Below are 26,644 nucleotides of genomic sequence, written 5' to 3' on the forward strand. Positions count from 1 at the left end.
GTTGGCTAGTGACCCATGAAGTACACGCAGCTGGGACGCACCGGCCTCAAGGTCAGCCGACTTGTACTCGGCACGATGAACTTCGGCCCCCAGACCGGGGAGTCCGAAAGCCACGCCATCATGGACTCCGCCCACGCATCGGGCATCAACTACTTCGACACCGCGAACGTGTACGGCTGGGGTGAGAACAAGGGCCGCACCGAGGAGATCATCGGCACCTGGTTCGCCCAGGGCGGCCGCCGCCGCGAGAAGACGGTCCTCGCCACCAAGGTCTACGGCTCCATGGCCCCGGAGGGCGAGTCCTGGCCCAACTACGACCGGCTGTCCGCGCTCAACATCCGGCGGGCCGTCGACGCGAGCCTCAAGCGGCTCCAGACGGACTACATCGACGTCTACCAGTTCCACCACGTGGACCGGCTGACGCCCTTCGAGGAGATCTGGCAGGCCGTCGAGGTCCTGGTCCGGCAGGGCAAGATCCTCTACGCGGGCTCCTCCAACTTCCCCGGCTGGAAGATCGCCCAGGCCAACGAGACCGCCGCCCGCCACGGCCGGCTCGGCCTGGTCAGCGAGCAGTGCCTCTACAACCTCGCCGAGCGGCGCGCGGAGCTGGAGGTCCTCCCGGCGGCCGAGGCGTACGGGCTCGGGGTCATCCCGTGGTCCCCGCTCCACGGCGGCCTGCTGGGCGGCGCCATCCGCAAGGCCGCGGACTCCGGCCGCACCGCCGGCGGGCGCTCGGCGGACTCGCTGGCCAACAGCACGGTGCGGGCGCAGGTGCAGGCGTACGAGGACCTGCTGGACAAGCACGGCCTGGAGCCGGGCGAGGTCGCCCTCGCATGGCTGCTGACCCGGCCCGGGGTGACCGGGCCGATCGTCGGGCCGCGGACGCAGGAGCAGCTGGACTCGGCGGTGCGCGCGGTGGAGCTGGAGCTCTCGGAGGAGGTCCTGTCCGGCCTGGACGAGATCTTCCCCGGCCCCGGGCCGGCGCCGGAGGCCTTCGCCTGGTAGCGGACGGACGGATGGGCGGACGCGTCGGGGCGCGGCGGCGCCGGCCGGGCTACTGCCCGACGGCCGCCGCCACGGCCACGACGAGGAACATCAGCACGAGCACGCCCGCCATGACGCGGTTTCTGGTCTTGGGATCCACCCGTCGAGCCTAACCCGCCCGCCGCCACCGCCCCGCACGGCCCCCGGCCGCGGGCGGGGCGGGGGCGGCGGGCGCCGGCCCGTACGGGCGCTCTTGCGGGCGCCGTACGGGGCCGTTCGTCAGCCGCCGGCGAGCGGCCAGGCCGCGGCCGTCTCGTAGCGGGGCCGCTCGCCGGGCACCGGGCCGGCGGGGAGGTTGCTGCGCACCAGGCTGAGGGTGTCGGCCCGCCAGGGCGTGCCCTCGAACCCCGCGAGGGACTCCAGGTACGGCCGCAGCGGGGTGGCGCCGTCGCGGCTGCGGGCCAGGGTGAGGTGGGGCGTGTACCGCCGGTGCTGCTCCATGGGCACGCCGGCCCGCCGGGCGGCGGCGTCGGCCCGTTCGGCCAGCATCCGCAGGGCGTCGATCCCGCCGGCCGCCCCGGCCCACAGCGCGCGGTCCCCGAAGTGCCCCGAGCCGTGCAGCCGCAGGTCGAAGGGGGCCGTACGCTGCGCGGCGCGGGCCAGCCGGGCGTGCAGGTCCGGGAGGAGCTCCTCGCGCACCTCGCCCAGGAAGGCCAGGGTGAAGTGCCAGCCGGACTCCGCGGTCCACCTCAGCCGGTCGTCGCGGAGCGGGCGTACGGCCGCGGCGAGCTCGGCCACGGCCCGCGGCGGCGGCAGGACGGCGGCGAACAGTCTCATGCCCCCCGACCCTACCGGCGCCCCGTGCGCGGGGGCCGGGTCGGTCAGGCGGCCGTCACCAGCTCCCGGCGCGCGGAGGGCACGAAGGAGACCCCCCGCCGGCCGACCCGCAGCCGCAGGTTGCCGACGCGTGCCAGCACCACCGCGACGGCCACGGAGGCGAGCAGCGAGATCGCACCGCCGGCGGCCATGCCGATCCGGGCGCCGTAGGTGTCGGTGATCCAGCCCAGCAGCGGCGCGCCCAGCGGGGTGCCGCCGGTGAAGACCATCATGAACAGGGCCATGACCCGGCCGCGCATCTCGGGGTCGGTCGCCATCTGCACGCTGGAGTTGGCCGTGACGTTGACGGTCAGGCCGAAGATGCCGATCGGCACCAGCAGCGCGGCGAACAGCCAGAAGCCGGGCGCGAACGCGGTCACGATCAGCAGGCCCGCGAAGAGCACGGCCGCGGCCACCAGCAGCCGCAGGCGGGAGTGGCCGCGCCGGGCGGCGAGCAGGGCGCCCGCGAGGGAGCCGGCCGCGATCAGGGTGTTGAAGAGGCCGTAGGTGCCCGCGTCGCCGTGGAAGACGTCGCTGACGAAGGCCGACAGCCAGATCGGGAAGTTGAACCCGAAGGTGCCGATGAAGCCGACCAGCACGATCGGCCAGATCAGCTCGGGCCGTCCGGCGACGTAGCGCAGTCCCTCGCGCAGCTGTCCCTTGGCGCGCGGCTGGACCTCGACCGGGTGCAGTTCGCCGGTGCGCATCAGGAGCAGGCCGGCGATGGGCGCGGCGAAGGACAGTCCGTTCAGCAGGAAGGCCCAGCCGGAGCCGACGGCGGTGATCAGCACGCCGGCGACCGCGGGGCCGACCAGCCGCGCGGACTGGAAGTTGGCGGAGTTCAGGCTGACGGCGTTGGCGACCTGGTCCTTGCCGACCATCTCGGAGACGAAGGTCTGCCGGGCCGGGTTGTCGACGACGGTGACGAGGCCGAGCAGGAAGGCGGCCAGGTAGACGTGCCAGACCTGGACGTTCCCGGCGAGGGTGAGGACGGCGAGCGCGATGCCGGTGAGCCCCATGGCGCCCTGGGTGACGATCAGCAGGGGCCGCTTGGGGAGCCGGTCGGCGAGGACGCCTCCGTAGAGGCCGAACATCAGCATCGGCAGGAACTGCAGGGCGATGGTGATGCCGACGGCGGAGGCGGAGCCGGTCAGCGAGAGGACCAGCCAGTCCTGGGCGATGCGCTGCATCCAGGTGCCGGTGTTCGAGACGACCTGGCCGGTCGCGAAGAGGCGGTAGTTCCGGATCTTCAGCGAGCTGAACATGGACGCCTTGCCCGCGGGTGCGGCAGCGGCGGTAGAGAGGGTGGATGTGTGGCCGGGTGCGGAGTCTGCTCCGGTTCCCGTACTCAAAAGCGTTCGCCTCCTGGCGTCGTTCCTACAGGTGGGCGAGCTTCTCCAGGACGGGTGCGGCCGCGCGCAGCTTGGCCCACTCCTCCTCGGTCAGCTCGGCCGCGAGCCCGGCCAGGAAGGCGTTGCGCTTGCGGCGGCTCTCTTCGAGCATCGCCTCGGCTTCCTCGGTCTGGCGGACCACCTTCTGGCGGCGGTCGTCGGGGTGCGGTTCCAGCGTGACCAGTCCCTTGGCTTCCAGCAGCGCGACGATGCGTGTCATCGACGGCGGCTGGACGTGCTCCCGCCGGGCGAGCTCGCCCGGGGTCGCCTGACCGCAGCGGGCGAGGGTGCCGAGGACCGACATCTCGGTCGGGCTCAGCGACTCGTCGACGCGCTGGTGCTTCAGCCGCCGTCCCAGGCGCATGACGGCGGAGCGGAGATCGTTCACGGCGGCAGCATCGTCGCCATGGGAGAGGTCGTGCATGTCCTTAGAGTAACTCATTACTCTCGCTAAAGAACACCCGTTGTTTTTCGTCACTCGTACGGGTGAGTGCGCGGCGGAAAGCGACCCGCGTCCACGGCCTCTGCCCCGACCCTTTCGGCATGGGGACACATGTGCTCAGCATGCGCATAGACGGGGAGCTCCTCGACAGGCTCCGCACTCATGCCGCCAAACGCGGAATGAGCGTCCAGGACTATGTGGTCCGGACGCTCATTCGCGACGACTTCGACGAGCGCTTCAAGACGGCCGTCGACGAGACAGAGAAGTTCTACGGGCTCACCTGAGCGGGCGGCCCCGGTGCTCACGTGAGGCCGAGCGCCGGCATCGCGTAGTAGAAGACGAAGACCGCCGACACGATGTACATGGCCACCGGGACGTCCCGGCCGCGGCCCGTCGCCAGGCGCAGCGCGCAGAAGCTCACGAAGCCGATGCCGATGCCGTTGGTGATCGAGTAGGTGAAGGGCATCATCACCATGGCCAGGAAGGCCGGGACGGCGATGGTGAAGTCGCTCCAGTCGATGTCCCGGATCGAGCCCGCCAGGATCAGGAAGCCCACCGCCACCAGCGCGGGGGTCGCGGCCTGGGACGGGACCATGGTGGCGAGCGGGGTCAGGAAGAGCGCCACGGCGAAGAGGCCGCCGGTCACCACGTTCGCCAGGCCCGTACGGGCGCCCTCGCCGACGCCGGCCGTGGACTCCACGAAGCAGGTGGTCGCGGAGGAGGAGGTCGCGCCGCCCGAGGCGACGGCCAGGCCGTCGACCAGCAGGACCCGGTTGATGCCGGGGAAGTTGCCGTCCTTGTCGATCAGCTTGGCCTCGTCGCCGACGCCCAGGATCGTGCCCATCGCGTCGAAGAAGCAGGACAGCAGCACGGTGAAGACGAACAGGATGCCGGTCAGCATCCCGACCTTCCCGAAGCCGCCGAACAGGCTGACCTGCCCGACCAGCCCGAAGTCGGGCGCGGCCACCGGATTGCCGGGCCACTCGGGGACCGTCAGGCCCCAGGCCTGGGCCGGGAGGCTGGTGACCAGCTGGACGCCGACCGCGGCCACGGTCATGACCACGATGGAGATCAGGATCGCGCCGGGCGTCTTGCGGATGATCAGGGCGAGGGTCAGCAGCACGCCGATCACGAAGATCAGGACCGGCCAGCCGTGCAGGTGGCCGTTGCCGCCGAGCTGGAGCGGGACCGTGGTGTGCGCGGCGTCCGGGATGCGGGAGACGAAGCCCGAGTCGACCAGGCCGATCAGCATGATGAACAGGCCGATGCCGATCGCGATGCCCTTGCGCAGGCCCAGCGGCACCGCGTTCATCACCCGCTCGCGCAGGCCGGTGGCGACGAGCAGCATCACCACGAAGCCGGCCAGCACCACCATGCCCATGGCGTCGGGCCAGCTCATGCGCGGGGCGAGCTGGAGGGCCACCACGGTGTTGACGCCGAGGCCGGCGGCCAGGGCGATCGGGACGTTGCCGATGACGCCCATGAGGAGCGTGGAGAATGCGGCCGTCAGGACGGTGGCGGTGACGAGCTGGCCGCCGTCGAGCTGGTGGCCGTACATGTCCTTCGCGCTGCCCAGGATGATCGGGTTCAGCACGATGATGTAGGCCATCGCGAAGAAGGTCGCGAGGCCGCCGCGGACCTCGCGGGCGACGGTCGAGCCGCGCTCGGAGATCTTGAAGTAGCGGTCCAGCCCGGAGGACGCCTGCGGGGAGGGTTCCGGGGTGGTGGCCGAAGGGGCGGGGGCCGGGGTGCTCATACGGTCCTCATTGGGTGTTCATACGAAGAAAATGGGCCACGCCCACATCGTTTCAGTATGAACACATGAACGAAGGGGCGTCCATCTCCGCGCGTAGATGCCGGGAGGACCGGCCTAGACTTGCCACATGGCGAAATGGACAGCGAAGCACGAGGCGCCCGAGCCCCTGGAGGGACCGGTCGTCGCCACCGTCACCGGCGGCACGATCCTGTGGTTCGCCCTCTTCCTCGTCCAGCTGCCCTTCTACGGGTGGTTCGCGGACCGCGGCCAGCTGTGGTGGGTCTGGACCTGCGCGGCCGGCGGCTTCCTCGGCCTGATCGGCATCTGGTACGTCCGGGGCCGCGAAGCGGCCCTCAAGCGCCACGCCGAAGCCGCGGGCGGTCCGGGCGCGGGCGGTCCGGCCGCGGGCGCCGGCGGAGCGGCCGGCGCGGGGCACGCGTAGCGGCGGACCGCCCGGGGGCCTTCCGGCCCGCTACCAGGGGACGATCCGGGTCATCCCGAGGTCGGATCTTCGCCCCGCTCGGCGGGTGAACCGTACGAACCCCCCTTAACGTCGAGAACATGACGCAGCGGGCGAAGACCGAATCCGACGGACCCGAGCCGGGCGGCGGCGCCCCCGGGACCGCCATCGACGCGGGGGCCGAACTCGATCCGGTCCACCCGGTCAGGCCCCCCGCCCCCCGGTTCAAGCCCGGCGGCCTCACCACCGCCGAAGTGGCCGAACGCGTCGCCCGCGGCGAGGTCAACGACGTCCCCGTCCGCTCCTCGCGCTCCACCCCCGACATCGTCCGCGCCAACGTCTTCACCCGCTTCAACGCGATCATCGGCGTGCTGTGGGTGGTCATGCTGTTCGTCGCACCCATCCAGGACAGCCTCTTCGGCTTCGTGATCATCGCGAACACCGGGATCGGCATCATCCAGGAACTGCGCGCCAAGAAGACCCTCGACGGCCTCGCCGTCATCGGCGAGGCCAAGCCCGGCGTCCGCCGCGACGGCCGCACGGCCGAGATCTCCACCTCAGAGATCGTCCTCGGCGACGTCATCGAACTCGGCCCCGGCGACAAGGTCGTCGTCGACGGCTCCGTCGGCGAGGCCGACGGCCTGGAGATCGACGAGTCCCTGCTCACCGGTGAGGCCGACCCCGTCCTGAAGAAGCCCGGCGACCCGGTCATGTCCGGGTCGTTCGTCGTCGCCGGCGGCGGCGCCTTCACCGCCACCAAGGTCGGCCGCGAGGCCTACGCCGCCCAGCTCGCCGAAGAGGCCTCCCGCTTCACCCTCGTCCACTCCGAGCTGCGCTCCGGCATCTCCACCATCCTCAAGTACGTCACCTGGATGATGGTCCCGACCTCCATCGGCCTGATCATCAGCCAGCTGGTCGTCAAGCAGAACAACCTCAAGGACGCCATCGCCCGCACCGTCGGCGGCATCGTCCCGATGATCCCCGAGGGGCTCGTCCTGCTCACCTCGGTCGCCTTCGCGATCGGCGTCATCCGTCTCGGCCGCAAGCAGTGCCTGGTCCAGGAACTGCCCGCCATCGAGGGCCTCGCCCGCGTCGACGTCGTCTGCCTCGACAAGACCGGCACCCTCACCGAGGGCGGCATGGACGTCACCGAGCTCCGCCCGATCGGCGGCGCCGACCCCGCGTACGTACAGAAGGTGCTCGGCGCCCTCGGCGAGTCCGACCCGCGCCCCAACGCCAGCCTCCAGGCCGTCATCGACGCCTACCCGGCCAGCGCCGCATGGCGCTGCACCGAATCCCTGCCCTTCTCCTCCGCCCGCAAGTACAGCGGCGCCAGCTTCAGCGAGGGCGACGGCGAGAACACCACCTGGCTGCTGGGCGCCCCCGACGTCCTGCTGCCCGCCGGGGACCCGGCCCTCGACGAGGTCGACGCCCTCAACGAGGAGGGGCTGCGGGTCCTGCTCCTGGCCCGCTCCGGCCGCGAGCTCGACGACCCGGCCGTCGCCACCGGCATCCGGGCCACCGCCCTGGTCGTCCTGGAACAGCGGCTGCGCCCCGACGCCGGCGACACCCTGCGCTACTTCGAGGACCAGGGCGTCAAGGCGAAGGTGATCTCCGGCGACAACGCGGTCTCCGTCGGCGCGGTCGCCGGGAAGCTCGGGCTGCCGGGCGCCCAGAACACGGTCGACGCCCGCACCCTGCCGGCCGACCGCGAGGAGATGGCCCGGGTCCTCGACGAGAACGCCGTCTTCGGCCGGGTCACCCCGCAGCAGAAGCGCGACATGGTCGCCGCCCTCCAGTCCCAGGGCCACACCGTCGCCATGACCGGCGACGGCGTCAACGACGTGCTGGCCCTGAAGGACGCGGACATCGGCGTCTCGATGGGCTCCGGATCGGAGGCCACGCGCGCCGTCGCGCAGATCGTGCTGCTGAACAACAGCTTCGCCACCCTCCCCTCGGTGGTCGCAGAAGGCCGCCGGGTCATCGGCAACATCACCCGCGTGGCCACCCTCTTCCTCACCAAGACGGTCTACTCGGTGCTGCTGGCCGTCCTGGTGGTCTGCTCGCAGGTCGAGTACCCGTTCCTGCCCCGCCACCTCACCCTGCTGTCCACCCTCACGATCGGCATCCCGGCCTTCTTCCTGGCCCTGGCCCCCAACAAGGAGCGCGCCAAGCCGCACTTCGTGAAACGGGTCATGCGCTACGCCATCCCCGGCGGCGTCATCGCGGGCACGGCCACCTTCGTCACGTACGTGATCGCCCGCGGCCACTACACCGGCCCGGACGCCCTGCAGGCCGAGACCAGCGCGGCCACGCTCACGCTGTTCCTCACCTCGATGTGGGTCCTGGCGATCATCGCCCGCCGGTACACCTGGTGGCGGGTGGCCCTGGTCGGCGCCATGGGCGCGGCGTTCCTGATCGTCCTCGTGGTCCCGTGGCTCCAGGAGTTCTTCCAGCTGAAGCTGGTGGGCGCCACGATGCCGTGGACCGCGGTCGCGATCGCGGCGGCGGCGGCGGCCCTGATCGAGTTCACCTTCCGCCGGGTCGACAGGAGGTTCCCGGCCTGACCGGCCTGACCGGCCTGACCGGCGGACTCAGCGGACGGGGGCGGGGGCCGGCGCCCCCTGGGCCTCGCGGACCTGCGGCTCGGGCGCCCGGGGCCGCGGGGGCCGGGGCGGGGCGCCGATGTCCTTGAGGCGCATGGCCGGCCGCTCCACCAGGTGCCAGGAGAGCATCGCCGCGGCCAGGGCGCCGGCCAAGGACAGCCCCAGGTAGGCGGCGAAGCCCCAGCGGGCGCCGCCCAGGACGGCCAGACCCTGCTGCACGAGGAACCCGTAGATGTAGATCCCGTACGAGTAGTCGTGCCTGGCACCGATGCGCTGGAAGGGCTTCGGCAACCGGATGGCGAGCCAGAGCAGCAGATACGACATGGCCGGGATGCCGAGGGCGAAGAAGTACCCGTAGCGCAGGGTCAGGGCGAATACCAGGGCGCTCAGCGCGGCCAGCTGATCGCTGACCGGGACGTGTTCCTTGTAGAGTTCCAGCAGCGCGCCGAGGGCGAAGGCGAAGCCGAGGTACACCAGGTAGTTGACGCTCAGGGGACCCATCAGCGGGATGACCAGGTCCCCGCCGTGGCCCGCTCCAGCCGCCCCGGCGATCAGCCGGTTCCCGACGGCGTCGGCCAAGACCATGCCGCCGAGGACGGCGGTCACCGCGAGCACCGTGCGCCGGGAGCGGGTCAGGGAGCCGCCGAGGGCGAGGAGGGCCACCCCGAGGTAGCAGAGGATCTCGTAGGCCAGGGACCACAGGGCCCCGTTGAGCGCGTTGTTGTGCGCCAGCCCCTTGCCGGCCGCGGTCTCCAGAATCCCCGACATGCCCCACTGGCCGATGCCCACGGCCCAGTTGGCCCGGAGATACTCGAACGGTCCCTGCGGGTGGTCCCAGAACCCGGCCGTGCCGCCGTGCTGGCGTCCGTACAGGAAGGGGGCCACGACGAAGGCCGTGACGGCCATGCAGACCCAGAATCCAGGGAGCAGCCTCAGCGCGCGGTGCCACAGGAAGCGTCCGACGGGCAGCCGGTTGCCGCTGCGCGTCACGAGGATGCCGGAGAGGAAGAAGAAGCCGAAGACCGACAGCTTCCCGAGGTCGATCTGTCCCTGGGAGAACGTGTGACCGGGCTCATGGGAGCCGAACCCGAGGACCTGCGCGTGCGAGACGACGACGGCCGAGGCGAGCAGGAGGCGCAGCAGGCCCAGGCTGTTGTTCCGCCCCGAGAAGAGCTCGGACACAGGCCCGCGCGACCAGCGAAAACCGGGCGTACGGGCACTACGGTCTGGCATGACGCTCCCCCCGAACGATTCCCTGAGGGGGCGCGCTCATCTGGTCAGATCAAAGGACCATTCAGTCTGTGCGGAGAGCGCGCCGCCTGTCAAAGGACCAGCCGCGTCCCGGGTGCCCGGCGCGCGACCGGGGACGCCGCGGCGGCCTAGTCGAACCAGCGGTCGCGGGCCAGTTCCGCGGTGCGGGAGGCGTCTTCCAGGAGGGCGGCCACCTCGAAGCGGCGGGGCCACTGGCCCGCCGCCCAGGAGAGGCCCGCGGCCACGCCCTCCAGGGTGGCGGCGTGCACCGTGCCGTCGGGGGTGCGGCGCCAGTCCAGTTCGGTGCCGCCCGCGATCAGCTCCTCGTGCTCCAGGTAGCTGTCGGGGGTGGCCGGGCCCAGCAGCACCCGTACCGACTCCGGGACCGGGTGCTCCTCGCCCGGGGTGGTGACCTCCGCCGGCACCGTCTCCGACAGGCGGCGCACCTGGAGCAGTTCCGCGAGGTCCGCCGCCCGCGACGGGGCGACCGGGAGCAGCGCCAAGCCCGCCGCGAGCGGCAGCAGGTCCGGGGCGTCGGCGACCAGCGCGTCCGCCGCGTCCACCACGCGCACCTCGCCGTCGACCACCGCGCGCAGCTCGTCCGGCAGGGTCACCTGCTCCGGGTCCAGGTCCGCCAGCGCCCCGTACAGGCCGTGCAGCTGCCGGTCGGTCACCTCGTGCTCCGGGTCGGCCAGCCGGCCCAGCAGCTCCGCCGCGCCGCCGGGCTCGTCCAGCAGGGCGGCCGCGGTGGTGCGTACGCCCAGGGCCCGCAGGACCTGCTCGTCCTCGAAGCCGGTGGCGTCCGCCGGGGTGTAGAGGCCCGCCAGCAGCGGGTCGCCGCCCGCCGCGCGCAGGCCCGCCGGGCGGCGGCCGTCGAAGACCGGGTGGTCGCGCAGCCACCACGCGGTGTACGGGCGCACGGACCGGGTGGTGCCGTCCGGGAGCAGTACGCGCACCGGCTGGACCAGCGCGTCGCGCAGCGGCGGCCGGGCGAGCATGGCCAGGGCCTGCGGCCAGCAGTCGTCGTCGACCAGGTCGAGGTCGCGCACGGCGACGAGCTCGGTGGCCACCGGCGGCACCGGGGTGTCGGGCAGCTGGTCGAGCAGGTCCTCGCACCAGACGTCGACCGCGTCCAGCAGGCCCGCGTCGTCGGGTTCGGCGAAGTCGCCCTCCCGGGGCTCCAGTTCGTCCGGGTCCAGGACCACGTCGGTGGCGCGGACCAGCTGGAACTCGGCCAGCACGCCGCAGGCGGTGAGCGGGCCGGCGCCCCACCGGTCCACGAGCTCGGCGTCCACGTACGGGACCTCGTCCTCGCGCAGCACCGAGGCCAGCGGCGAGCCCGGCAGCAGCAGTTCGCCCGCCGGCGCCGGTTCCCCGTCCTCGTCGGGCAGGGCCAGCGCGCCCAGCCAGGGTTCGTCGCCCGGGGCCAGGTCGGCGTCGCGGACCAGGCCCAGGACCACCTCGGCCAGCTCCTCGGCGTCCAGCGCGTCCTCGTCCCACACGTCCCCGGCGTCCAGCGAACCGGCGACGGCCGCCCGCACCTGCGGGGTCGTCAGCACGGCCCGCGGGGTGGCGGGCAGCGCGCCGAGCTTCTCCAGCAGCGGGTGCACCGCGTCCGGGTGGGCCACCTTCAGCCCCAGCCGGGCCAGGTTCTCCGGGGTGTCCGCGGAGGGCAGCAGCAGGTGCCGGGGGCCGATCGCGGTGCGCCCGTCGGCCAGCGGAACCGGCAGCCCCGACAGCCGGTCGGGGTCGACGCCGGCGAGGCTGTCGTAGAGCCGGTGCCACCAGTCGGGGGTGCGCTCGATGCCCGCGATCCGCTCGATGGCGTCGCCCAGCGGCAGCCGGCCCACCCCGAGGGTGCGCAGTTCCGGGCGCCGTTCCAGGCCCGCCGGGAGCAGGGTCGGCAGGACCTCGGCGAGGACCCGTACGGTGTCGGCGCCCGCGCCCTCCACGACCTCGGCCTCGAAGGGGCGCAGCGCGGCCCGCTCCGGCGCGTCCGCGTCGGCGTCCGGGTCCCCGGCCGGGGCGGCGGGGGCGGCGGGGGCCAGGAACGCGGTGCGGGGCAGGCGGCGCAGGACGGCGCCGCGCAGGGCCCCGTCCAGCTCGCCCGTGCCGAGCGGCCCGGGCACCAGGTCGACGAGGGCGGTGCTCACCGGGTCCCAGGTGCCGAGGAGTTCGGCGTAGGCGTCGGCGGCGCGCTCGACGAGGAAGTCGGTCAGCGGCCCGGGCGCGGGGTGCCGTCGGGTGGTGTCGAGCGGGAGGGTCGCGATGAGCAGCGCGGGGATGCCCAGCGGCTCGTCGGTGGGGGTCGGGGCGTGCACCACGGGCGCGGTCGCGGGCCGCAGCGGGGCGCCCTCGGCGTCGACGGGCACGGACCAGGAGACGGCCCAGGCGGGGCGCAGCCGCTCCTCTACGGGGCGGTCGGCCAGCAGCGCGGGCTCGACGGGGCCGCCGTGGCGGACGCTCCGCCAGCGCCGGGTGCCCGCCGCGGAGTCCTCGATGACGGTGTACGGGCCCTCGTCGCGGCGGTAGAGGGTGCGGGCGGCGGCGCCGGGGAGCTCGACGACGACCTCGCGCAGCCCGGGCAGGGTCAGCAGCAGGGCGTCGTCGATCGAGCCGAGCAGCCGCTCCGCGAGGTCCTGGGCGGCGGCATCGCGCAGCGGGAGGACCACGACGGTGTCGTAGCCCTCGGGGGCGGTGCCCTCGGCGGGCAACGGCAGGCGCAGCAGGGGGACGTGGCCGTCGCGGCGGCGCAGTTCGTCGCCGAGTCCGGGGCTGCCGACCGCGGCGCCGCGGGCCAGCTCGCGGGCCTCGGCCAGGGACCAGCGGACGCCGCCGTGCCGGCCGAGGACCGCGGGCTCGTCGCTGACGGCGAGGACGGCCGCGAAGCCGACGCCGAACCGGCCGACGGTGTCGCCCGATCCGGTGGACTCCCGCTTGGCGGAGGCGCGCAGGGTGCTCAGCGACTCCACGCCCGTGGCGTCCAGCGGGGCTCCGGTGTTGGCCACGGCGAGCACCGCGGGGCCGCCGTCGCCCGGGTGCAGGGTGAGCCGCAGCCGGCCGGGGACGCGGGCCCGGGCCGCGGCGTCGGCGGCGTTCTGGGCCAGTTCGACGACGAGCCGGTCCCGGTAGCCGCCGAGCGCGAGGTCCTCCTCGGCGTTGGCGTCCTCGCGGAACCGGGCCGGGCCGGCGCCCCAGGCGTCGAGCACCCCGCGCCGCAGCCGGGCCGTGCCGAAGGGGTCCACGCCGTCCTGGGCCGCCGTCACTCGCACGCTCACGCCGCTGCCTCCATGCTGTACTGCGTTCGGGAATGCCGAGCCCTGAAGGTATCGCGTACGGGACCGGCTCTTGGCCGTGAGGTGCGCGAACACCACGACGTTCGCGTCCCGGTGGCGGTCGGGGGCGGGGCTGCCGCCGCAGGTGATCGGGCGGAGCGCGGCCGCCCCGGCCGTCGGTCGTCTTCACGTCGCCCAGGGCCCGGGAGGAGACGGCGAGGTGCGTGGAGCCGTCCGGGACGTCCCTCCGCAAGCTCGTGGACGCGCCCGGCCGGGCAGCGCGGGGGCGGGCAGCCGCAGGCCCGCACCGCCCGTCCGGGAGCCGTCGCCGGTGGCGGGTCCGGCGGCGGGTCCGGCGGCGGACCCGGCCGTGGGCACGGCGGAGCCCCCGGCGACGGTGCGTCGCCGGGGGCTCCCGAGCCGTCAGGGGTGCGCGGAGCGCTCCCGCGCTACAGCTTCTCGATCACGTAGTCGACGCACGCGGTCAGCGCCTGCACGTCCGCCGGGTCGATCGCCGGGAACATCGCGATGCGCAGCTGGTTGCGGCCGAGCTTGCGGTAGGGCTCGGTGTCCACGATGCCGTTGGCGCGCAGCACCTTGGCGACGGCCGCCGCGTCGACGTCGTCCGAGAAGTCGATCGTGCCGATGACGGCGGACCGCTTGTCGGCGTCCACGACGAACGGGCTGGCGTACTTCGACGCCTCCGCCCACCCGTACAGGTTGCGCGCGCTGGCCGCCGTGCGGCCGGTCGCGAACTCCAGGCCGCCCTGGCCGTTCAGCCACTCCAGCTGCTCGTTCAGCAGGAACAGCGTGGACAGTGCCGGGGTGTTGTACGTCTGGTTCTTCAGCGAGTTGTCGATCGCCGTCGGCAGCGAGAAGAACTCCGGGATGTGCCGGCCGGAGGCGTGGACGCGCGCCGCGCGCTCCAGGGCCGCCGGGGAGAACGCCGCCAGCCACAGGCCGCCGTCGGACGCGAAGGACTTCTGCGGGGCGAAGTAGTAGACGTCGGTCTCGGTGATGTCCACCGGCAGGCCGCCCGCGCCCGAGGTCGCGTCCACCAGGACGAGGGACCCGGCGTCGGCGCCCGCGACGCGCCTGATCGGCGCGGCGACGCCCGTCGAGGTCTCGTTGTGCGTGTACGCGTACACGTCCACGCCCGCCTCGGCCACCGGCTCGGGGTGCGTACCGGGCTCGGAGGAGATCACGGACGGCTCGTCCAGCCACGGCGCGAGCTTCGCGGCCTTGGCGAACTTGGAGGAGAACTCGCCGAACGTCAGGTGCTGGGACTTGCGCTCGATCAGCCCGGCGGTCGCGACGTCCCAGAAGGCGGTGGAGCCGCCGTTGCCCAGGATCACCTCGTAGCCCTCGGGGAGGGAGAACAGGTCCCGGACGCCCTGCCGCACCGAGCCGACCAGGTTCTTGACCGGGGCCTGGCGGTGGGAGGTTCCGAGCAGGGAGGTACCGGTGGCGGCGAGGGCGTCCAGCGCCTCGGTCCGCACCTTGGAGGGGCCCGCGCCGAAGCGTCCGTCGGCGGGCTTGATGTCAGCGGGAATCTGGATCTCGGCCACGAGCGGAGCGTATCGGTTCCCGGACCGCGCCCCGGAGGCGCGTCCACCCGGTGAGACGCCCCGGGACGGTGGCAGGCTGGGCCCCGTGACGTCTCCCGGGGAACTAGAGCGGACATTGCGGGCGAACCTGCGCGGGGAGGTGGACTTCGGCGCCGCCGCGCGGGCGCTGGTCACCATGGACGCCTCCAACTACCGGCGCGTCCCGGTCGGCGTGGTCGCCCCGCGCGACGCCGCGGACGTCTCGGCGGCCCTGGAGGTCTGCGCCGCGGCGGGCGTCCCCGTCGTCCCGCGCGGCGGCGGCACCTCCATCGCCGGCCAGGCCACCGGCACCGGGGTGGTCCTCGACCTCACCCGCCACATGAACGCCCTGGTGTCGGTGGATCCGGCCGCCCGCACCGCCGTCGTCCAGCCCGGCCTCGTGCTCGACCGGCTGCGGGAGGCGGTCCGCCCGTACGGGCTCGCCTTCGGCCCCGACCCCTCCACGCACTCCCGCTGCACCCTCGGCGGCATGATCGGGAACAACGCGTGCGGAGCCCACTCGGTCGCCTGGGGCACCACCGCGGACAACGTCCTCGAACTGGCCGTGACCGCCTACGGAGGCGCCGCCCACCGGCTGTCCACCGGCTGGGCCGGAGCCCCGCCGGGCCTGCGCGAGCTGGTCGCGGGCAACCTGGCCGTGCTCCGCACCGGCCTCGCCGGCGGCTTCTCCCGGCGCATCTCCGGCTACGGCGGCCTGGACGCCCTCCTCCCCGAGCACGGCACGCGGCCGGCCCGCGCCTTCTGCGGCAGCGAGGGCACGCTCGGCGTGGTCACCGAGGCGGTGGTGCGGCTGGTCGAGGCGCCCGCCGCGCCCGTGCTCGCGGTCCTCGGGTACGCCGACGAGAGCGCGGCCGCCGATGCCGCCGCGGGGCTGCTCGCCCACGGCCCGCTGACGGTGGAGGGCATGGCGCGCGACCTGGTCGGGGACGCGGCCGGACTGCCGCGCGGCGGTGCCTGGCTGTTCGTGGAGATGCCCGACGCGGGCGCCGCCCGCACGCTGCTGCGGGCCGCGGACGCCCTCGACGCCGTGCTCGTGGCGGACCGGGCCGGACAGCGGGCGCTGTGGCGCATCCGCGAGGACGCCGCGGGCACCGCCACCCGGCTGCCCGACGGCACCATGGCCTGGCCCGGCTGGGAGGACTGCGCGGTGCCGCCGGCCCGGCTCGGGGCCTACCTGCGGGAGTTCCGGGCCCTGCTGGCGGCGCACGGGCTGCGCGGCGCGCCCTACGGGCACTTCGGCGAGGGCTGCGTGCACGTGCGCATCGACTTCGACCTGGCCACCGGCCCGGGGGTGGCCCGCTTCCGCGCCTTCTCGGAAGAACTGGCCGACCTGGTCGTCTCCCACGGCGGCTCCCTCTCCGGGGAGCACGGCGACGGGCAGGCGCGGGCCGAGCTGCTGCCCCGGATGTACGGGCCCGAGACGCTCGCGCTCTTCGCCGCCTACAAGGACGTGTGGGACCCGGCGGGCGGCATGAACCCGGGCATCCTGGTCCGGCCCGCGCGGCTGGACGAGAACCTGCGCTTCGCGGCGCTGCCCGCCACCCCGTTCGCGCGCGAGGTCGCCCGCTGCGTCGGGGTCGCGAAGTGCCGCACGACGGAACCCGGCGGGCCGGGGGTGATGTGCCCGTCCTACCGGGTCACGGGGGAGGAGCGGCACTCCACGCGCGGCCGGGCCCGGCTGCTGCACGAGATGCTGGCCGGGGAGGTCGTCACCGGCGGCTGGCGCTCGGCGGAGGTGGCCGAGGCGCTGGACCTGTGCCTGGGCTGCAAGGGCTGCGCCGGCGACTGCCCGGTGGGCGTGGACATGGCCGCGTACAAGGCCGAGTTCCTGCACCGGCACTGGGCGGGCCGCGTCCGCCCGCTCGCCCACTACCTGCTCGGCGGCCTCCCGCGGTGGCTCCGGGCCGTCGCCGCCCTCCGCGCCGCGCGCCCGTTGAACGCGGCCGCCCGCCACCTGCGCGTACCCGGCCTGGAACGCCGCCGCCCCCTGCCCCCGCTGGCCCCCGAACCCTTCACCCGCTGGTGGCACCGGTCGGGACCGGGTACGGGGCGGCCAGCGCCGCCCGCCGGACCGGCCGACCCGGCCGCGCCGGGCGGGCCCGAGGACGCCGGGCCCGGGGCCCCGGGCCCCACGGTCGTCACCCTCTGGCCGGACACGTTCACCAACCACCTCTCGCCCGACGCCGCCCGCGCCGCCGTCCGGGTCCTGGGGGCGGCGGGCCTCGCGGTCGGGCTGCCGCCGGACGGGGTCTGCTGCGGCCTCACGTACGTCTCCACCGGCCGCCTCGACCGGGCCCGCAGCGTGCTGCGCCGCACCCTCGGCGCCCTCGACGCCGCCGGCGGCGTCGACGGCCCCGTCGTGGTCCTGGAGCCCAGCTGCGCGGCCGCGCTGCGCGCCGACCTGCCCGCGCTGCTCCCCGACGACCCCCGGGCCGCCCGCCTCGCGGCGTCGGTGCGCACCTTCGCCGAGACCCTGGAGGAGTACGCCCCCGCCTGGCGGCCGCCGCGCCTCGACCGGGCGGTGGCCGGGCAGACCCACTGCCACCAGCACGCCGTCCTCGGCGACGCCGCCGACCGGCGGCTGCGCGAGCGCGCCGGCCTGACCGGTGAACTCAGCGGCGGCTGCTGCGGCCTGGCGGGGAACTTCGGCTTCGAACCCGGCCACCACGAGGTGTCCGTGGCGTGCGCCGGGGAACAGCTCCTGCCGGCCCTGCGCGCGGCCCCGCCGACCGCCCTCGTCCAGGCCGACGGCTACTCCTGCCGCACCCAGATCGCCCAGCTCGGCGGGGTCCGGGCCCACCACCTGGCGGAGCTGCTGGCCGACGGGCTGTGACCGGCCCGTCTGTAAGGCAAGACACCCCGCCACACTCCTTACGAACCCCTTAACCTGGAGCCATGACCGCGCCTTCCGCACGCCCGACGACGACCCCGGTCCCGGCCGCGTCCGCCCCCGCCGCCACGCCCCTCGCCCCGCCGGAGGGGCCCGCCGGCGGGGCGGCCCGCTTCGGCCCGGTCGCGCTGGTGGTCTCGGCGGGCGTCTCGGTGCAGTTCGGCGCCGCCCTCGCGGTCATGGTCATGCCCCGGGTCGGCGCCGCCGGCGTCGTCACGCTGCGGCTCGCGGCGGCCGCGCTGGTGCTGCTGCTCGTGTGCCGGCCCAAGGTGCGCGGCCACTCCCGCGCCGACTGGGGCACGGTGCTCGCCTTCGGCGTCACCATGGCGGGCATGAACGGCCTCTTCTACCAGGCGGTCGACCGCATCCCGCTGGGCCCGGCCGTCACCCTGGAGGTCCTCGGCCCGCTCGCCCTCTCCGTGATCGTCTCCCGCCGCCTGGTGAACCTGCTCTGGGCGGGCCTGGCCCTCGGCGGCGTGGTGCTGCTGTCCGGCCACGGCGGGGGCGGCCTCGGCTTCGGCTCGCTCGATCCGGCGGGCGCGGCGTTCGCGCTCGGGGCGGGCGTGATGTGGGCGGCGTACATCGTCTTCAGCGCGCGTACCGGCCGCCGCTTCCCGCAGGCGGACGGCCTCGCCCTGGCCATGGCCGTGGCCGCGGTGCTGTCGTTGCCGCTGGGCGTCTACGAGGCCGGCTCCGACCTGCTGGTCCCGGCCACCCTCGCCCTGGGCGTCGGGGTGGCCCTGCTGTCCTCGGTCCTCCCGTACACCCTGGAGCTGCTCGCGCTGCGGCGGCTGCCGGCCCCGACCTTCGCGATCCTGATGAGCCTGGAGCCGGCCATCGCCGCCACCGCCGGCTTCCTCGTCCTGCACCAGGCCCTGTCCACCGTGGACGCCCTGGCCATCGCCCTCGTGATCGCGGCCAGCATGGGCGCCGTCCGCTCGCAGACCCGCAAGCGGCAGCCCGCCTGAGCGACCGCCGACCCGCCCGGGACGCGAGGGAGCCCCGGCCACCGCACAGCGTGGTGGCCGGGGCTCCCTCGCGTCCCGGGCCGGGCGGCGGCCGCGGGTATGCCGAGCAGGGTGACGAGGACCGCGGTGAGCAGGACCGTCGTACGAGGAGGACGCACCAGCGTGGTTCCTTCGGGAAAGAGGCGGCACGGAGTCGAACGCGGCGGGCCGCGGCGGGCCCTGGCCGGCGGGTCGGCAGCGCGACCGGGTCGGCCGGGACGCGCCGTCGCGGTCGCCGGCGTCCGCGACGCACAAGCCCCTTGCCCCCCAGCTGTGTTGGGGCGGGCGCGGGACGGCGCCGGCCTTCGGTCGAATCATGCAAGCACGCTTGATTGTTTTGCCGGAGGCTGCCAGTCTTCCCCTCACGCCGAGAGGGGAGCGCACCGTGCCCGATCCGTCCGCCGCCGCCGTCTTCGCCGATCTCACCGAGGAGAGCCGCGCACTGGACCTCCTGGTGGGTGAGCTGCCCGCGGGGGACTGGGGCCGGCCGACCCCCGCGCCCGGCTGGAGCATCGCCCACCAGATCGCCCACCTCCACTGGACCGACCGGGCCGCGCTGCTCGCCCTCACCGACGCCGACGGCTTCGCGGGCATGGTCGAGGAGGCCCTGGCGGCCCCCGACTCCTTCGTCGACGCGGGCGCCGAGGAGGGCGCCGGGCTGCCCCCCGCCGAACTCCTGGCCCACTGGCGCACCGGTCGGGCCGGCCTCGACCGGGCGCTGGCCGCGGCCTCGCCCGACACCCGGTTCCCCTGGTACGGGCCGCCGATGAAGGCCGCCTCGATGGCGAGCGCCCGGCTGATGGAGACGTGGGCGCACGGCCAGGACGTGGCCGACGCCCTCGGCGTGCGCCGCACCCCGACCGCCCGGCTGCGGCACGTGGCCCGGATCGGGGTACGGGCCCGCGACTACGCCTACGCGGTCCGCGGGCTGCCCGCGCCGGACGGGGAGTTCCGGGTGGAGCTGGCCGCACCCGGCGCCGCGGACGAGGTGTGGGCGTACGGTCCCGCGGACGCCCCGCAGCGGATCACCGGCCCGGCCCTCGACTTCTGCCTGCTGGTGACCCAGCGGGCGCACCGGGCGGACCTCGCCCTGACCGCGACCGGCCCCGACGCCGACCGGTGGCTGGACATCGCCCAGGCCTTCGCGGGCCCGGCGGGCCCCGGCCGCACCCCGCGGTCCGGCCGGTGAACGCGCCGGTGGACGGCCCGAAGACCACCCCGCAGGACGGCCCCGCAGGCCCCGCGGAGGCGGGCCCGACGGGCCCGACGCCCGCCCGGCCGCTGCGCATCGGCAACGCGTCCGGCTTCTACGGCGACCGGGCCGGCGCACTGCGCGAGATGCTGACCGGCGGCCCGCTGGACGTGCTGACCGGCGACTACCTCGCCGAGCTGACGATGCTCATCCTCGGCCGCGACCGCCTCAAGGACCCCGCGACCGGCTACGCCAAGACCTTCCTGCGCCAACTGGAGGACGGGCTCGCTCTCGCGCACGAACGGGGCGTACGGATCGTGGCGAACGCCGGCGGCCTGAACCCGGCGGCACTGGCCGACGCGGTCCGCGCCCTGGCGGCCGGGGCCGGCATCCCGGTCCGGGTCGCACACGTCGAGGGCGACGACCTGATGCCGTACGCGCAGGGCGCGCTGACGGCCAACGCCTACCTCGGCGGGGCCGGGATCACCGCCTGCCTGCGGGCCGGCGCCGACGTGGTCGTGACCGGCAGGGTCACGGACGCGGCGCTGGTCAGCGGCGCGGCCGCCTGGTGGTTCGACTGGGCGCCCGACGCCCACGACCGGCTGGCCGGCGCGGTGGTCGCGGGCCACGTCCTGGAGTGCGGGACCCAGGCCACCGGCGGCAACTACTCCTTCTTCACCCGGCACGACGTCCGCCACCCCGGCTTCCCCCTCGCCGAGATCGCCGAGGACGGCTCCAGCGTGATCACCAAGCACCCGGGCACCGGCGGCGCCGTCACCCCCGGCACGGTCACGGCCCAACTCCTCTACGAGACCCAGGGCGTCCGCTACCTGGGCCCCGACGTCACCGCCCGCCTCGACACGGTCCGGCTCGCCGAGGACGGCCCCGACCGGGTGCGCGTGACGGGCGTGCTCGGCGAACCGCCGCCGCCCACCCTCAAAGTCGGCGTCACCCGCATCGGCGGCTGGCGCAACGAGGTGGTCTTCGTCCTGACCGGCCTGGACATCGAGGCCAAGGCCGCACTGGTCCGTACCCAGCTCGCCGACTCCCTCGAAGCCGTGGCCTGCGCCCAGTGGACCCTGTCCCGCACGGACCACGAGGACGCCGCGACCGAGGAGACGGCCAGCGCCCTGCTGCGCCTGGTCGTGCGCGACCCGTCCCCGGACCGGGTCGGCCGCGCCCTGACCTCGGCCGCGATCGAACTGGCCCTCGCCAGCTACCCCGGCTTCCACGTGACGGCCCCGCCGGGCCCCGCCCAGCCGTACGGGGTCTTCGCCTCCTCCACCGTGCCCGCCGACACCGTCCCGCACACCGCGGTCCTCCCGGACGGCGCCCGCGTCCACCTGCGCCCGCCCCCGCGCCCCGACGCACCGCGGGAGCCGGCGCCCGAGCCGCGGCCGCCTCGGGAAGGCACCGCGGACCGGGCCCCCGCCGGGGCTCCGGAGGACACCGTCCGCGCGCCCCTCGGGGCCGTGGCCGGGGCCCGCAGCGGGGACAAGGGGGGCGACGCCAACGTCGGGGTGTGGGTCGAGTCCGCTCCCGCCTGGGCGTGGCTGCACCGCACCCTGACGGTCGACGCCTTCCGGTCCCTGCTCCCCGAGACCCGCGACCTGCCCGTCGTCCGGCACGAGCTGCCGCACCTGCGGGCCCTGAACTTCACCGTCACCGGCATCCTCGGCGACGGCGTGGCCTCCGGCCACCGGTTCGACCCGCAGGCCAAGGCCCTCGGCGAATGGCTCCGCGCCCGCCACCTCGACATCCCCGCGCACCTCGTCCCCGCGCACCCCGTGCCCCCGCACCCCGCCCCGACGCACCCCGCCCCCGACCCGGAGGTCGGAACATGACCCGCCTCGGCACCACCGTCGACCCCCGCGCCCCCGAGTACGCGCAGGCCCGTACCGCCGCGCTGGAGCGGCTGACCGCCCTCGGCGCCGAGCTCGCCAAGGCGCTGGCCGGCGGCGGCGAGAAGTACACCGCCCGCCACCGCGGCCGCGGCAAGCTCCTGGCCCGCGAGCGCATCGAACTGCTCGTCGACCCCGACACCCCGTTCCTGGAACTGTCCCCGCTCGCGGCCTGGGGCAGCGACTACCCCGTCGGCGCGTCCCTGGTCACCGGCATCGGCACCGTGGAGGGCGTCGAGTGCCTGATCACGGCCAACGACCCCACCGTCCGCGGCGGCGCCAGCAACCCCTGGACCCTGAAGAAGGCGCTGCGGGCGAACGACATCGCCCGGGAGAACCGGCTGCCCTGCATCAGCCTCGTCGAGTCCGGCGGCGCCGACCTGCCCTCCCAGAAGGAGATCTTCATCCCCGGCGGCGCGCTCTTCCGTGACATCACCCGCCTCTCCGCCGAGGGCGTCCCCACCATCGCCGTCGTCTTCGGCAACTCCACCGCCGGAGGCGCGTACGTCCCCGGCATGTCCGACCACACCGTCATGATCAAGGACCGTTCCAAGGTCTTCCTCGGCGGCCCGCCGCTGGTCAAGATGGCCACCGGCGAGGAGAGCGACGACGAGTCCCTCGGCGGCGCCGACATGCACGCCCGCACCTCCGGCCTCGCCGACCACTACGCCCTCGACGAGCACGACGCGATCCGCCAGGCCCGCCGCATCGTCGCCCGACTCAACCACCGCAAGGCCCACCCGGACCCGCCTAAGGCCCGCGACCCCCTCCACGATCCCGAGGAACTCCTCGGCATCGTCCCGCCCGACCTCAAGACCCCCTTCGACCCCCGCGAAGTCGTCGCCCGCATCGTCGACGGCTCCGACTTCGACGAGTTCAAGCCGCTCTACGGCACCAGCCTGGTCACCGGCTGGGCCACCCTCCACGGCTACCCCGTCGGCATCCTCGCCAACGCCCAGGGCGTCCTGTTCAGCGCCGAGTCGCAGAAGGCCGCCCAGTTCATCCAGCTCGCCAACCAGCGCGACATCCCGCTGCTCTTCCTGCACAACACCACCGGCTACATGGTCGGCAAGGAGTACGAGCAGGGCGGCATCATCAAACACGGCGCGATGATGATCAACGCGGTCTCCAACTCCCGCGTCCCGCACCTGTCCGTCCTCATCGGCGCGAGCTACGGCGCCGGCCACTACGGCATGTGCGGCCGCGCCTACGAACCGCGCTTCCTCTTCGCCTGGCCCAGCGCCAAGTCCGCCGTCATGGGCCCCCAGCAGCTCGCCGGTGTCCTCTCCATCGTGTCCCGGCAGTCCGCCGCCGCGAAGGGGCAGCCGTACGACGAAGAGGCCGACGCCGGGATGCGGGCCTTCGTCGAAGCGCAGATCGAGTCCGAGTCCCTGCCCCTGTTCCTCTCCGGGCGGCTCTACGACGACGGGGTCATCGACCCCCGCGACACCCGCACCGTCCTCGGCCTGTGCCTGTCGGCCGTCCACAACGCCCCCGTCGAGGGCGCCCGCGGCGGCTTCGGCATCTTCCGGATGTGAGCGCCCCATGACCCAGACACCCCTGCACCGCGTCCTGGTCGCCAACCGCGGCGAGATCGCGGTACGCGTCTTCCGCACCGCCCGCGCCCTGGGCCTGGCCACCGTCGCCGTCCACTCCGACCCCGACGAGCACGCCCTGCACGTGCGCGAGGCCGACGCGGCCGTCCGGCTGCCCGGCGCCGCCCCCGCCGACACCTACCTGCGCGGCGACCTCATCGTCAAAGCCGCCCTGGCCGCCGGCGCCGACGCCGTCCACCCCGGCTACGGCTTCCTCTCCGAGAACGCCGCCTTCGCCCGCGAGGTCCAAGGCGCCGGCCTGGTCTGGATCGGCCCGTCCCCCGAGGCCATCGAGGCCATGGCCTCCAAGACCCGCGCCAAGGAACTCGTGCGCGCCGCCGGCGTCCCCCTCCTCGACCCCGTCGACCCGGCCACCGCCACCGCCGCCGACCTGCCGCTCCTGCTCAAGGCCGCGGCCGGGGGCGGCGGCCGCGGCATGCGCGTGGTCCGCGACCTCGACGCCCTGCCCGAAGCCCTCGAAGGGGCCCGCGCCGAAGCCCGCTCCGCCTTCGGCGACGCCGAGGTCTTCGCCGAGCCCTACGTCGAACGCGGCCGCCACGTCGAGGTGCAGGTCCTCGCCGACGCCCACGGCACCGTATGGGCGCTCGGCACCCGCGACTGCTCCCTCCAGCGCCGCCACCAGAAGGTCATCGAAGAGGCCCCCGCCCCAGGCCTCCCCGAACCCCTGCGCACCACCCTCCACGAAGCCGCCGTCGCCGCCGCCCGCGCCGTCTCCTACCGGGGCGCGGGCACCGTCGAGTTCCTCGTCACCGCCGACGGCCGCCCCTACTTCCTGGAGATGAACACCCGGCTCCAGGTCGAACACCCGGTCACCGAAGCCGTCTTCGGCCTCGACCTCGTCGCCCTCCAACTCCGCGTCGCCGAAGGCGCCGCCCTGCCCCTGACACCCCCGGACCCCACCGGCCACGCCGTCGAGGCCCGCCTCTACGCCGAGGACCCGGCCCTCGACTGGCGCCCGCAGACCGGCACCCTGCACACCCTCGCCGTCCCCGACGGCGTCCGCGTCGACACCGGCTTCACCGACGGCGACACCGTCTCCGTCCACTACGACGCCATGCTGGCCAAGGTCGTCGCCCACGCCCCCACCCGCGCCGAAGCCGTCCGCACCCTCGCCCACGCCCTCGCCGCGGCCCGCATCCACGGCCTCACCACCAACCGCGACCTCCTCGTACGCTCCCTGCGCCACCCGGAGTTCACCACCGGAGCGCCCGACACCGGCTTCTACGACCGCCACCTGGCCGCCCTCACCGAGGACGCCCCCGACGCGGGGCTGTCCGCCCTCGCCGCCGCCCTGGCCGCGGCCGCGCCCGCTCCGGACGCCCCGCTCGCCGCCCGACTCGGCGGCTGGCGCAACGTCCGCTCCCAGCCGCAGACCCGCCGCTACACCTGCGCCGGCACCGAGTACGAGGTCCAGTACCACCCCGTGGACCACCCCGGGGTACGGGTCCTGGCCGCCGCACCCGACCGCGTCACCCTCGAAGTCGACGGCGTCCGGCACGTGTTCCACGTGAAACGGAAATCGAACGAGGTCTACGTGGACTCCGCCGTCGACGGAGCCCGCACCCTCACGCCCGTCCCCCGGTTCACCGACCCCCAGGACCGCACCGAACCGGGCTCCCTGCTCGCCCCCATGCCCGGCACCGTCGTCCGCGTCGCCGAGGGTCTGGCCCCCGGCAGCCCCGTCACCGCCGGGCAGCCCCTGCTCTGGCTGGAGGCGATGAAGATGGAACACCGCATCCTCGCGCCCGCCTCCGGCACGCTCACCGCGCTCCACGCCGCCACCGGCCACCAGGTCGAGTTCGGCGCCCTGCTCGCCGTAGTCCAGGAGGAACCGCCAGCATGAGCCCCGTCATCGAACCCCAGGAACACCAGGACCTGCGCACCGCGGTCGCCGCCCTCGGCCGCAAGTACGGCCGCGAGTACCTCGCCCGCGTCGCCCGCGAAGGCGGCCACCCCGACGCACTGTGGGCCGACGCGGCCGAGCTCGGCTACCTCGGCGTCAGCCTCCCCGAGGAGTACGGCGGCGGGGGCGGCGGCATCGCCGAACTGTCCATCGTCCTCGAAGAACTCGGCGCCGCCGGCTGCCCGCTCCTGATGATGGTGGTCTCGCCCGCCATCTGCGGCACGGTCATCGCCCGCTTCGGCACCGACGCCCAGAAGCGCGCCTGGCTCCCCGGCCTCGCCGACGGCACCCGCACCATGGCCTTCGGCATCACCGAACCCGACGCCGGCTCCAACTCCCACCGCATCACCACCACCGCCCGGCGCGACGGCGACGACTGGGTCCTCACCGGCCGCAAGGTCTTCATCTCCGGCGTGGACATCGCCGACGCCACCCTCGTCGTCGGCCGCACCGAGGACGCCCGGGACGGCCGCCTCAAGCCCTGCCTGTTCATCGTCCCGCGCGACACCCCCGGCTTCGGCCGCTCCCTCATCGACATGGAGATCCAGGCCGCCGAGAAGCAGTGGGAACTCACCCTGGACGAGGTACGGCTGCCCGCCGACGCCCTCGTCGGCGACGAGGACGCCGGGCTGCTCCAGCTCTTCGCGGGACTCAACCCCGAGCGCATCATGACCGCCGCGTTCGCCATCGGCATGGGCCGCCACGCCCTCGCCAAGGCCGTCGACTACGCGAAGACCCGCCAGGTCTGGAAGACCCCCATCGGCGCCCACCAGGCCATCGCCCACCCCCTCGCCGCCTCCCACATCGAACTGGAGCTGGCCCGCCTGATGATGCAGAAGGCCGCGGCGCTGTACGACGCGGGCGACGACATGGGTGCGGGCGAGGCCGCGAACATGGCGAAGTACGCCGCCGCCGAGGCCTGCGTCCGGGCCGTGGACCAGTCCGTCCACACCCTCGGCGGCAACGGCCTCACCCGCGAGTACGGCCTGGCCTCCCTGATCACCGCCTCCCGCGTGGCCCGCATAGCCCCGGTCAGCCGCGAGATGATCCTGAACTTCATCTCCCACCAGACCCTGGGCCTCCCCAAGTCCTACTAGCCCGCGCCGGTGCCACCCCCGCCCGAGCGGCGCAGGACCCCGGCTCCACCGGGCACCGAGCTCCGCCCGAACCCGCCCCTCAAGCGCCGACGAGGCCGAACGGCCCGACCCCGCCGAGGAAGGCCCGCCCGAACCCGCCCCTCAAGCGCCGACGAGGCCGAACGGCCCGACCCCGCCGAGGAAGGCCCGGCCGCACCCGCGCTGCAACCGCCGGCGAGGCGAGAGGTGCCCGACCCCGCCGAGGAAGGGCCGCCCGCACCCGCGCCTCCACCGCCGGCGGGGTTGAAGCGGCCGGGCCCCGACGAAGGGGCCGGGCCGTTCACCCCCGCCAAGCCCCCCGCAGGGGCCCCGGCATACCCTCCCCCGAGGGCACCGCACGGCACCCCCACC

At 74.6% G+C, this 26,644-nt stretch carries 18 protein-coding genes; 11 read left to right on the plus strand and 7 right to left on the minus strand.

Features of this window, described 5'->3' with window-relative positions:
• The first annotated feature begins 15 nt into the window (after nt 1-15).
• Entirely contained in the window at nt 16-1,005 is a 990-nt protein-coding gene (locus tag CP968_RS18810; protein WP_150519114.1) for an aldo/keto reductase, read from the plus strand.
• Nucleotides 1,006-1,263: 258 nt separating this feature from the next.
• Here CP968_RS18810 and thpR read toward each other — a convergent pair whose 3' ends face one another.
• From thpR to CP968_RS18825, 3 genes are read right to left on the minus strand one after another with little or no spacing between them, the layout of a single operon-like run.
• The gene (gene thpR, locus CP968_RS18815) at nt 1,264-1,821 is read right to left on the minus strand and encodes an RNA 2',3'-cyclic phosphodiesterase (RefSeq protein WP_150519115.1); all 558 of its coding nucleotides are present in this window, start codon (nt 1,819-1,821) and stop codon (nt 1,264-1,266) included.
• A 44-nt stretch (nt 1,822-1,865) separates the two neighbouring features.
• Nucleotides 1,866-3,212, minus strand: coding sequence for an MFS transporter (locus tag CP968_RS18820; protein WP_150519116.1), 1,347 nt, complete (start codon nt 3,210-3,212; stop codon nt 1,866-1,868).
• Nucleotides 3,213-3,237: 25 nt separating this feature from the next.
• Complete coding sequence (locus tag CP968_RS18825) at nt 3,238-3,675, minus strand: MarR family winged helix-turn-helix transcriptional regulator (protein WP_150519117.1); 438 nt, start codon at nt 3,673-3,675, stop codon at nt 3,238-3,240.
• Nucleotides 3,676-3,794: 119 nt separating this feature from the next.
• Between CP968_RS18825 and CP968_RS18830 the strand changes: the two genes are divergently transcribed.
• On the plus strand, nt 3,795-3,977 hold the full coding sequence (locus CP968_RS18830; RefSeq protein WP_150519118.1) for a ribbon-helix-helix protein, CopG family: 183 nt from the start codon (nt 3,795-3,797) through the stop codon (nt 3,975-3,977).
• Nucleotides 3,978-3,994: 17 nt separating this feature from the next.
• Here CP968_RS18830 and CP968_RS18835 read toward each other — a convergent pair whose 3' ends face one another.
• Nucleotides 3,995-5,449, minus strand: coding sequence for an NCS2 family permease (locus CP968_RS18835; protein ID WP_150519119.1), 1,455 nt, complete (start codon nt 5,447-5,449; stop codon nt 3,995-3,997).
• 127 nt (nt 5,450-5,576) lie between these two features.
• Between CP968_RS18835 and CP968_RS18840 the strand changes: the two genes are divergently transcribed.
• The gene (locus tag CP968_RS18840) at nt 5,577-5,891 is read left to right on the plus strand and encodes a DUF2530 domain-containing protein (RefSeq protein ID WP_150519120.1); all 315 of its coding nucleotides are present in this window, start codon (nt 5,577-5,579) and stop codon (nt 5,889-5,891) included.
• Between the two features lie 119 nt (nt 5,892-6,010).
• Nucleotides 6,011-8,476 (plus strand): HAD-IC family P-type ATPase, encoded by a 2,466-nt coding sequence (locus CP968_RS18845; RefSeq protein WP_150519121.1) that lies wholly within the window; start codon nt 6,011-6,013, stop codon nt 8,474-8,476.
• Between the two features lie 27 nt (nt 8,477-8,503).
• Here CP968_RS18845 and CP968_RS18850 read toward each other — a convergent pair whose 3' ends face one another.
• The 3 genes from CP968_RS18850 to serC form a co-directional block, all read right to left on the minus strand.
• Nucleotides 8,504-9,748 carry an acyltransferase family protein gene (locus CP968_RS18850; RefSeq protein ID WP_150519122.1) on the minus strand — a complete coding sequence of 415 codons (1,245 nt, stop codon included), beginning with the start codon at nt 9,746-9,748 and terminating at the stop codon, nt 8,504-8,506.
• 146 nt (nt 9,749-9,894) lie between these two features.
• A complete protein-coding gene (locus CP968_RS18855) occupies nt 9,895-13,044 on the minus strand; it encodes a sacsin N-terminal ATP-binding-like domain-containing protein (protein ID WP_150519123.1) in 3,150 nt (1,049 codons plus the stop codon).
• A gap of 446 nt (nt 13,045-13,490) precedes the next feature.
• Complete coding sequence (serC, locus tag CP968_RS18860) at nt 13,491-14,609, minus strand: phosphoserine transaminase (protein ID WP_150519124.1); 1,119 nt, start codon at nt 14,607-14,609, stop codon at nt 13,491-13,493.
• A 175-nt stretch (nt 14,610-14,784) separates the two neighbouring features.
• On the opposite strand from serC, the gene CP968_RS18865 reads away from it, so the two are divergent.
• The 7 genes from CP968_RS18865 to CP968_RS18895 all read left to right on the plus strand — a co-directional run bounded on the left by CP968_RS18865 (nt 14,785) and on the right by CP968_RS18895 (nt 26,254).
• Nucleotides 14,785-17,481 (plus strand): FAD-binding and (Fe-S)-binding domain-containing protein, encoded by a 2,697-nt coding sequence (locus CP968_RS18865; RefSeq protein ID WP_229885970.1) that lies wholly within the window; start codon nt 14,785-14,787, stop codon nt 17,479-17,481.
• A gap of 62 nt (nt 17,482-17,543) precedes the next feature.
• The gene (locus tag CP968_RS18870) at nt 17,544-18,506 is read left to right on the plus strand and encodes an EamA family transporter (RefSeq protein WP_150519126.1); all 963 of its coding nucleotides are present in this window, start codon (nt 17,544-17,546) and stop codon (nt 18,504-18,506) included.
• A gap of 424 nt (nt 18,507-18,930) precedes the next feature.
• Entirely contained in the window at nt 18,931-19,734 is an 804-nt protein-coding gene (locus CP968_RS18875) for a TIGR03084 family metal-binding protein (protein ID WP_150519127.1), read from the plus strand.
• 149 nt (nt 19,735-19,883) lie between these two features.
• Nucleotides 19,884-21,581 (plus strand): acyclic terpene utilization AtuA family protein, encoded by a 1,698-nt coding sequence (locus CP968_RS18880; protein ID WP_229885968.1) that lies wholly within the window; start codon nt 19,884-19,886, stop codon nt 21,579-21,581.
• A complete protein-coding gene (locus tag CP968_RS18885; protein ID WP_150519128.1) occupies nt 21,578-23,176 on the plus strand; it encodes an acyl-CoA carboxylase subunit beta in 1,599 nt (532 codons plus the stop codon). Before CP968_RS18880 ends, CP968_RS18885 begins: the two co-directional genes overlap by 4 nt.
• 7 nt (nt 23,177-23,183) lie before the next feature.
• A complete protein-coding gene (locus tag CP968_RS18890) occupies nt 23,184-25,097 on the plus strand; it encodes an acetyl/propionyl/methylcrotonyl-CoA carboxylase subunit alpha (RefSeq protein WP_150519129.1) in 1,914 nt (637 codons plus the stop codon).
• Complete coding sequence (locus CP968_RS18895) at nt 25,094-26,254, plus strand: acyl-CoA dehydrogenase family protein (RefSeq protein ID WP_150519130.1); 1,161 nt, start codon at nt 25,094-25,096, stop codon at nt 26,252-26,254. Before CP968_RS18890 ends, CP968_RS18895 begins: the two co-directional genes overlap by 4 nt.
• Nucleotides 26,255-26,644 lie beyond the last annotated feature (390 nt).

The organism is Streptomyces subrutilus (assembly GCF_008704535.1).
GTDB lineage: Bacteria > Actinomycetota > Actinomycetes > Streptomycetales > Streptomycetaceae > Streptomyces > Streptomyces subrutilus.

What these genes read in the sequence shown, in the direction of transcription:
- CP968_RS18810 (WP_150519114.1), top strand. Translation starts at nt 16, where the DNA reads ATGAAGTACACGCAGCTGGGACGCACCGGCCTCAAGGTCAGCCGACTT.
- thpR (WP_150519115.1), bottom strand. Translation starts at nt 1,821, where the DNA reads ATGAGACTGTTCGCCGCCGTCCTGCCGCCGCCGCGGGCCGTGGCCGAG.
- CP968_RS18825 (WP_150519117.1), bottom strand. Translation starts at nt 3,675, where the DNA reads ATGCACGACCTCTCCCATGGCGACGATGCTGCCGCCGTGAACGATCTC.
- CP968_RS18830 (WP_150519118.1), top strand. Translation starts at nt 3,795, where the DNA reads ATGGGGACACATGTGCTCAGCATGCGCATAGACGGGGAGCTCCTCGAC.
- CP968_RS18835 (WP_150519119.1), bottom strand. Translation starts at nt 5,449, where the DNA reads ATGAGCACCCCGGCCCCCGCCCCTTCGGCCACCACCCCGGAACCCTCC.
- CP968_RS18840 (WP_150519120.1), top strand. Translation starts at nt 5,577, where the DNA reads ATGGCGAAATGGACAGCGAAGCACGAGGCGCCCGAGCCCCTGGAGGGA.
- CP968_RS18845 (WP_150519121.1), top strand. Translation starts at nt 6,011, where the DNA reads ATGACGCAGCGGGCGAAGACCGAATCCGACGGACCCGAGCCGGGCGGC.
- CP968_RS18850 (WP_150519122.1), bottom strand. Translation starts at nt 9,748, where the DNA reads ATGCCAGACCGTAGTGCCCGTACGCCCGGTTTTCGCTGGTCGCGCGGG.
- CP968_RS18865 (WP_229885970.1), top strand. Translation starts at nt 14,785, where the DNA reads ATGGACGCCTCCAACTACCGGCGCGTCCCGGTCGGCGTGGTCGCCCCG.
- CP968_RS18870 (WP_150519126.1), top strand. Translation starts at nt 17,544, where the DNA reads ATGACCGCGCCTTCCGCACGCCCGACGACGACCCCGGTCCCGGCCGCG.
- CP968_RS18880 (WP_229885968.1), top strand. Translation starts at nt 19,884, where the DNA reads ATGCTGACCGGCGGCCCGCTGGACGTGCTGACCGGCGACTACCTCGCC.
- CP968_RS18885 (WP_150519128.1), top strand. Translation starts at nt 21,578, where the DNA reads ATGACCCGCCTCGGCACCACCGTCGACCCCCGCGCCCCCGAGTACGCG.
- CP968_RS18890 (WP_150519129.1), top strand. Translation starts at nt 23,184, where the DNA reads ATGACCCAGACACCCCTGCACCGCGTCCTGGTCGCCAACCGCGGCGAG.
- CP968_RS18895 (WP_150519130.1), top strand. Translation starts at nt 25,094, where the DNA reads ATGAGCCCCGTCATCGAACCCCAGGAACACCAGGACCTGCGCACCGCG.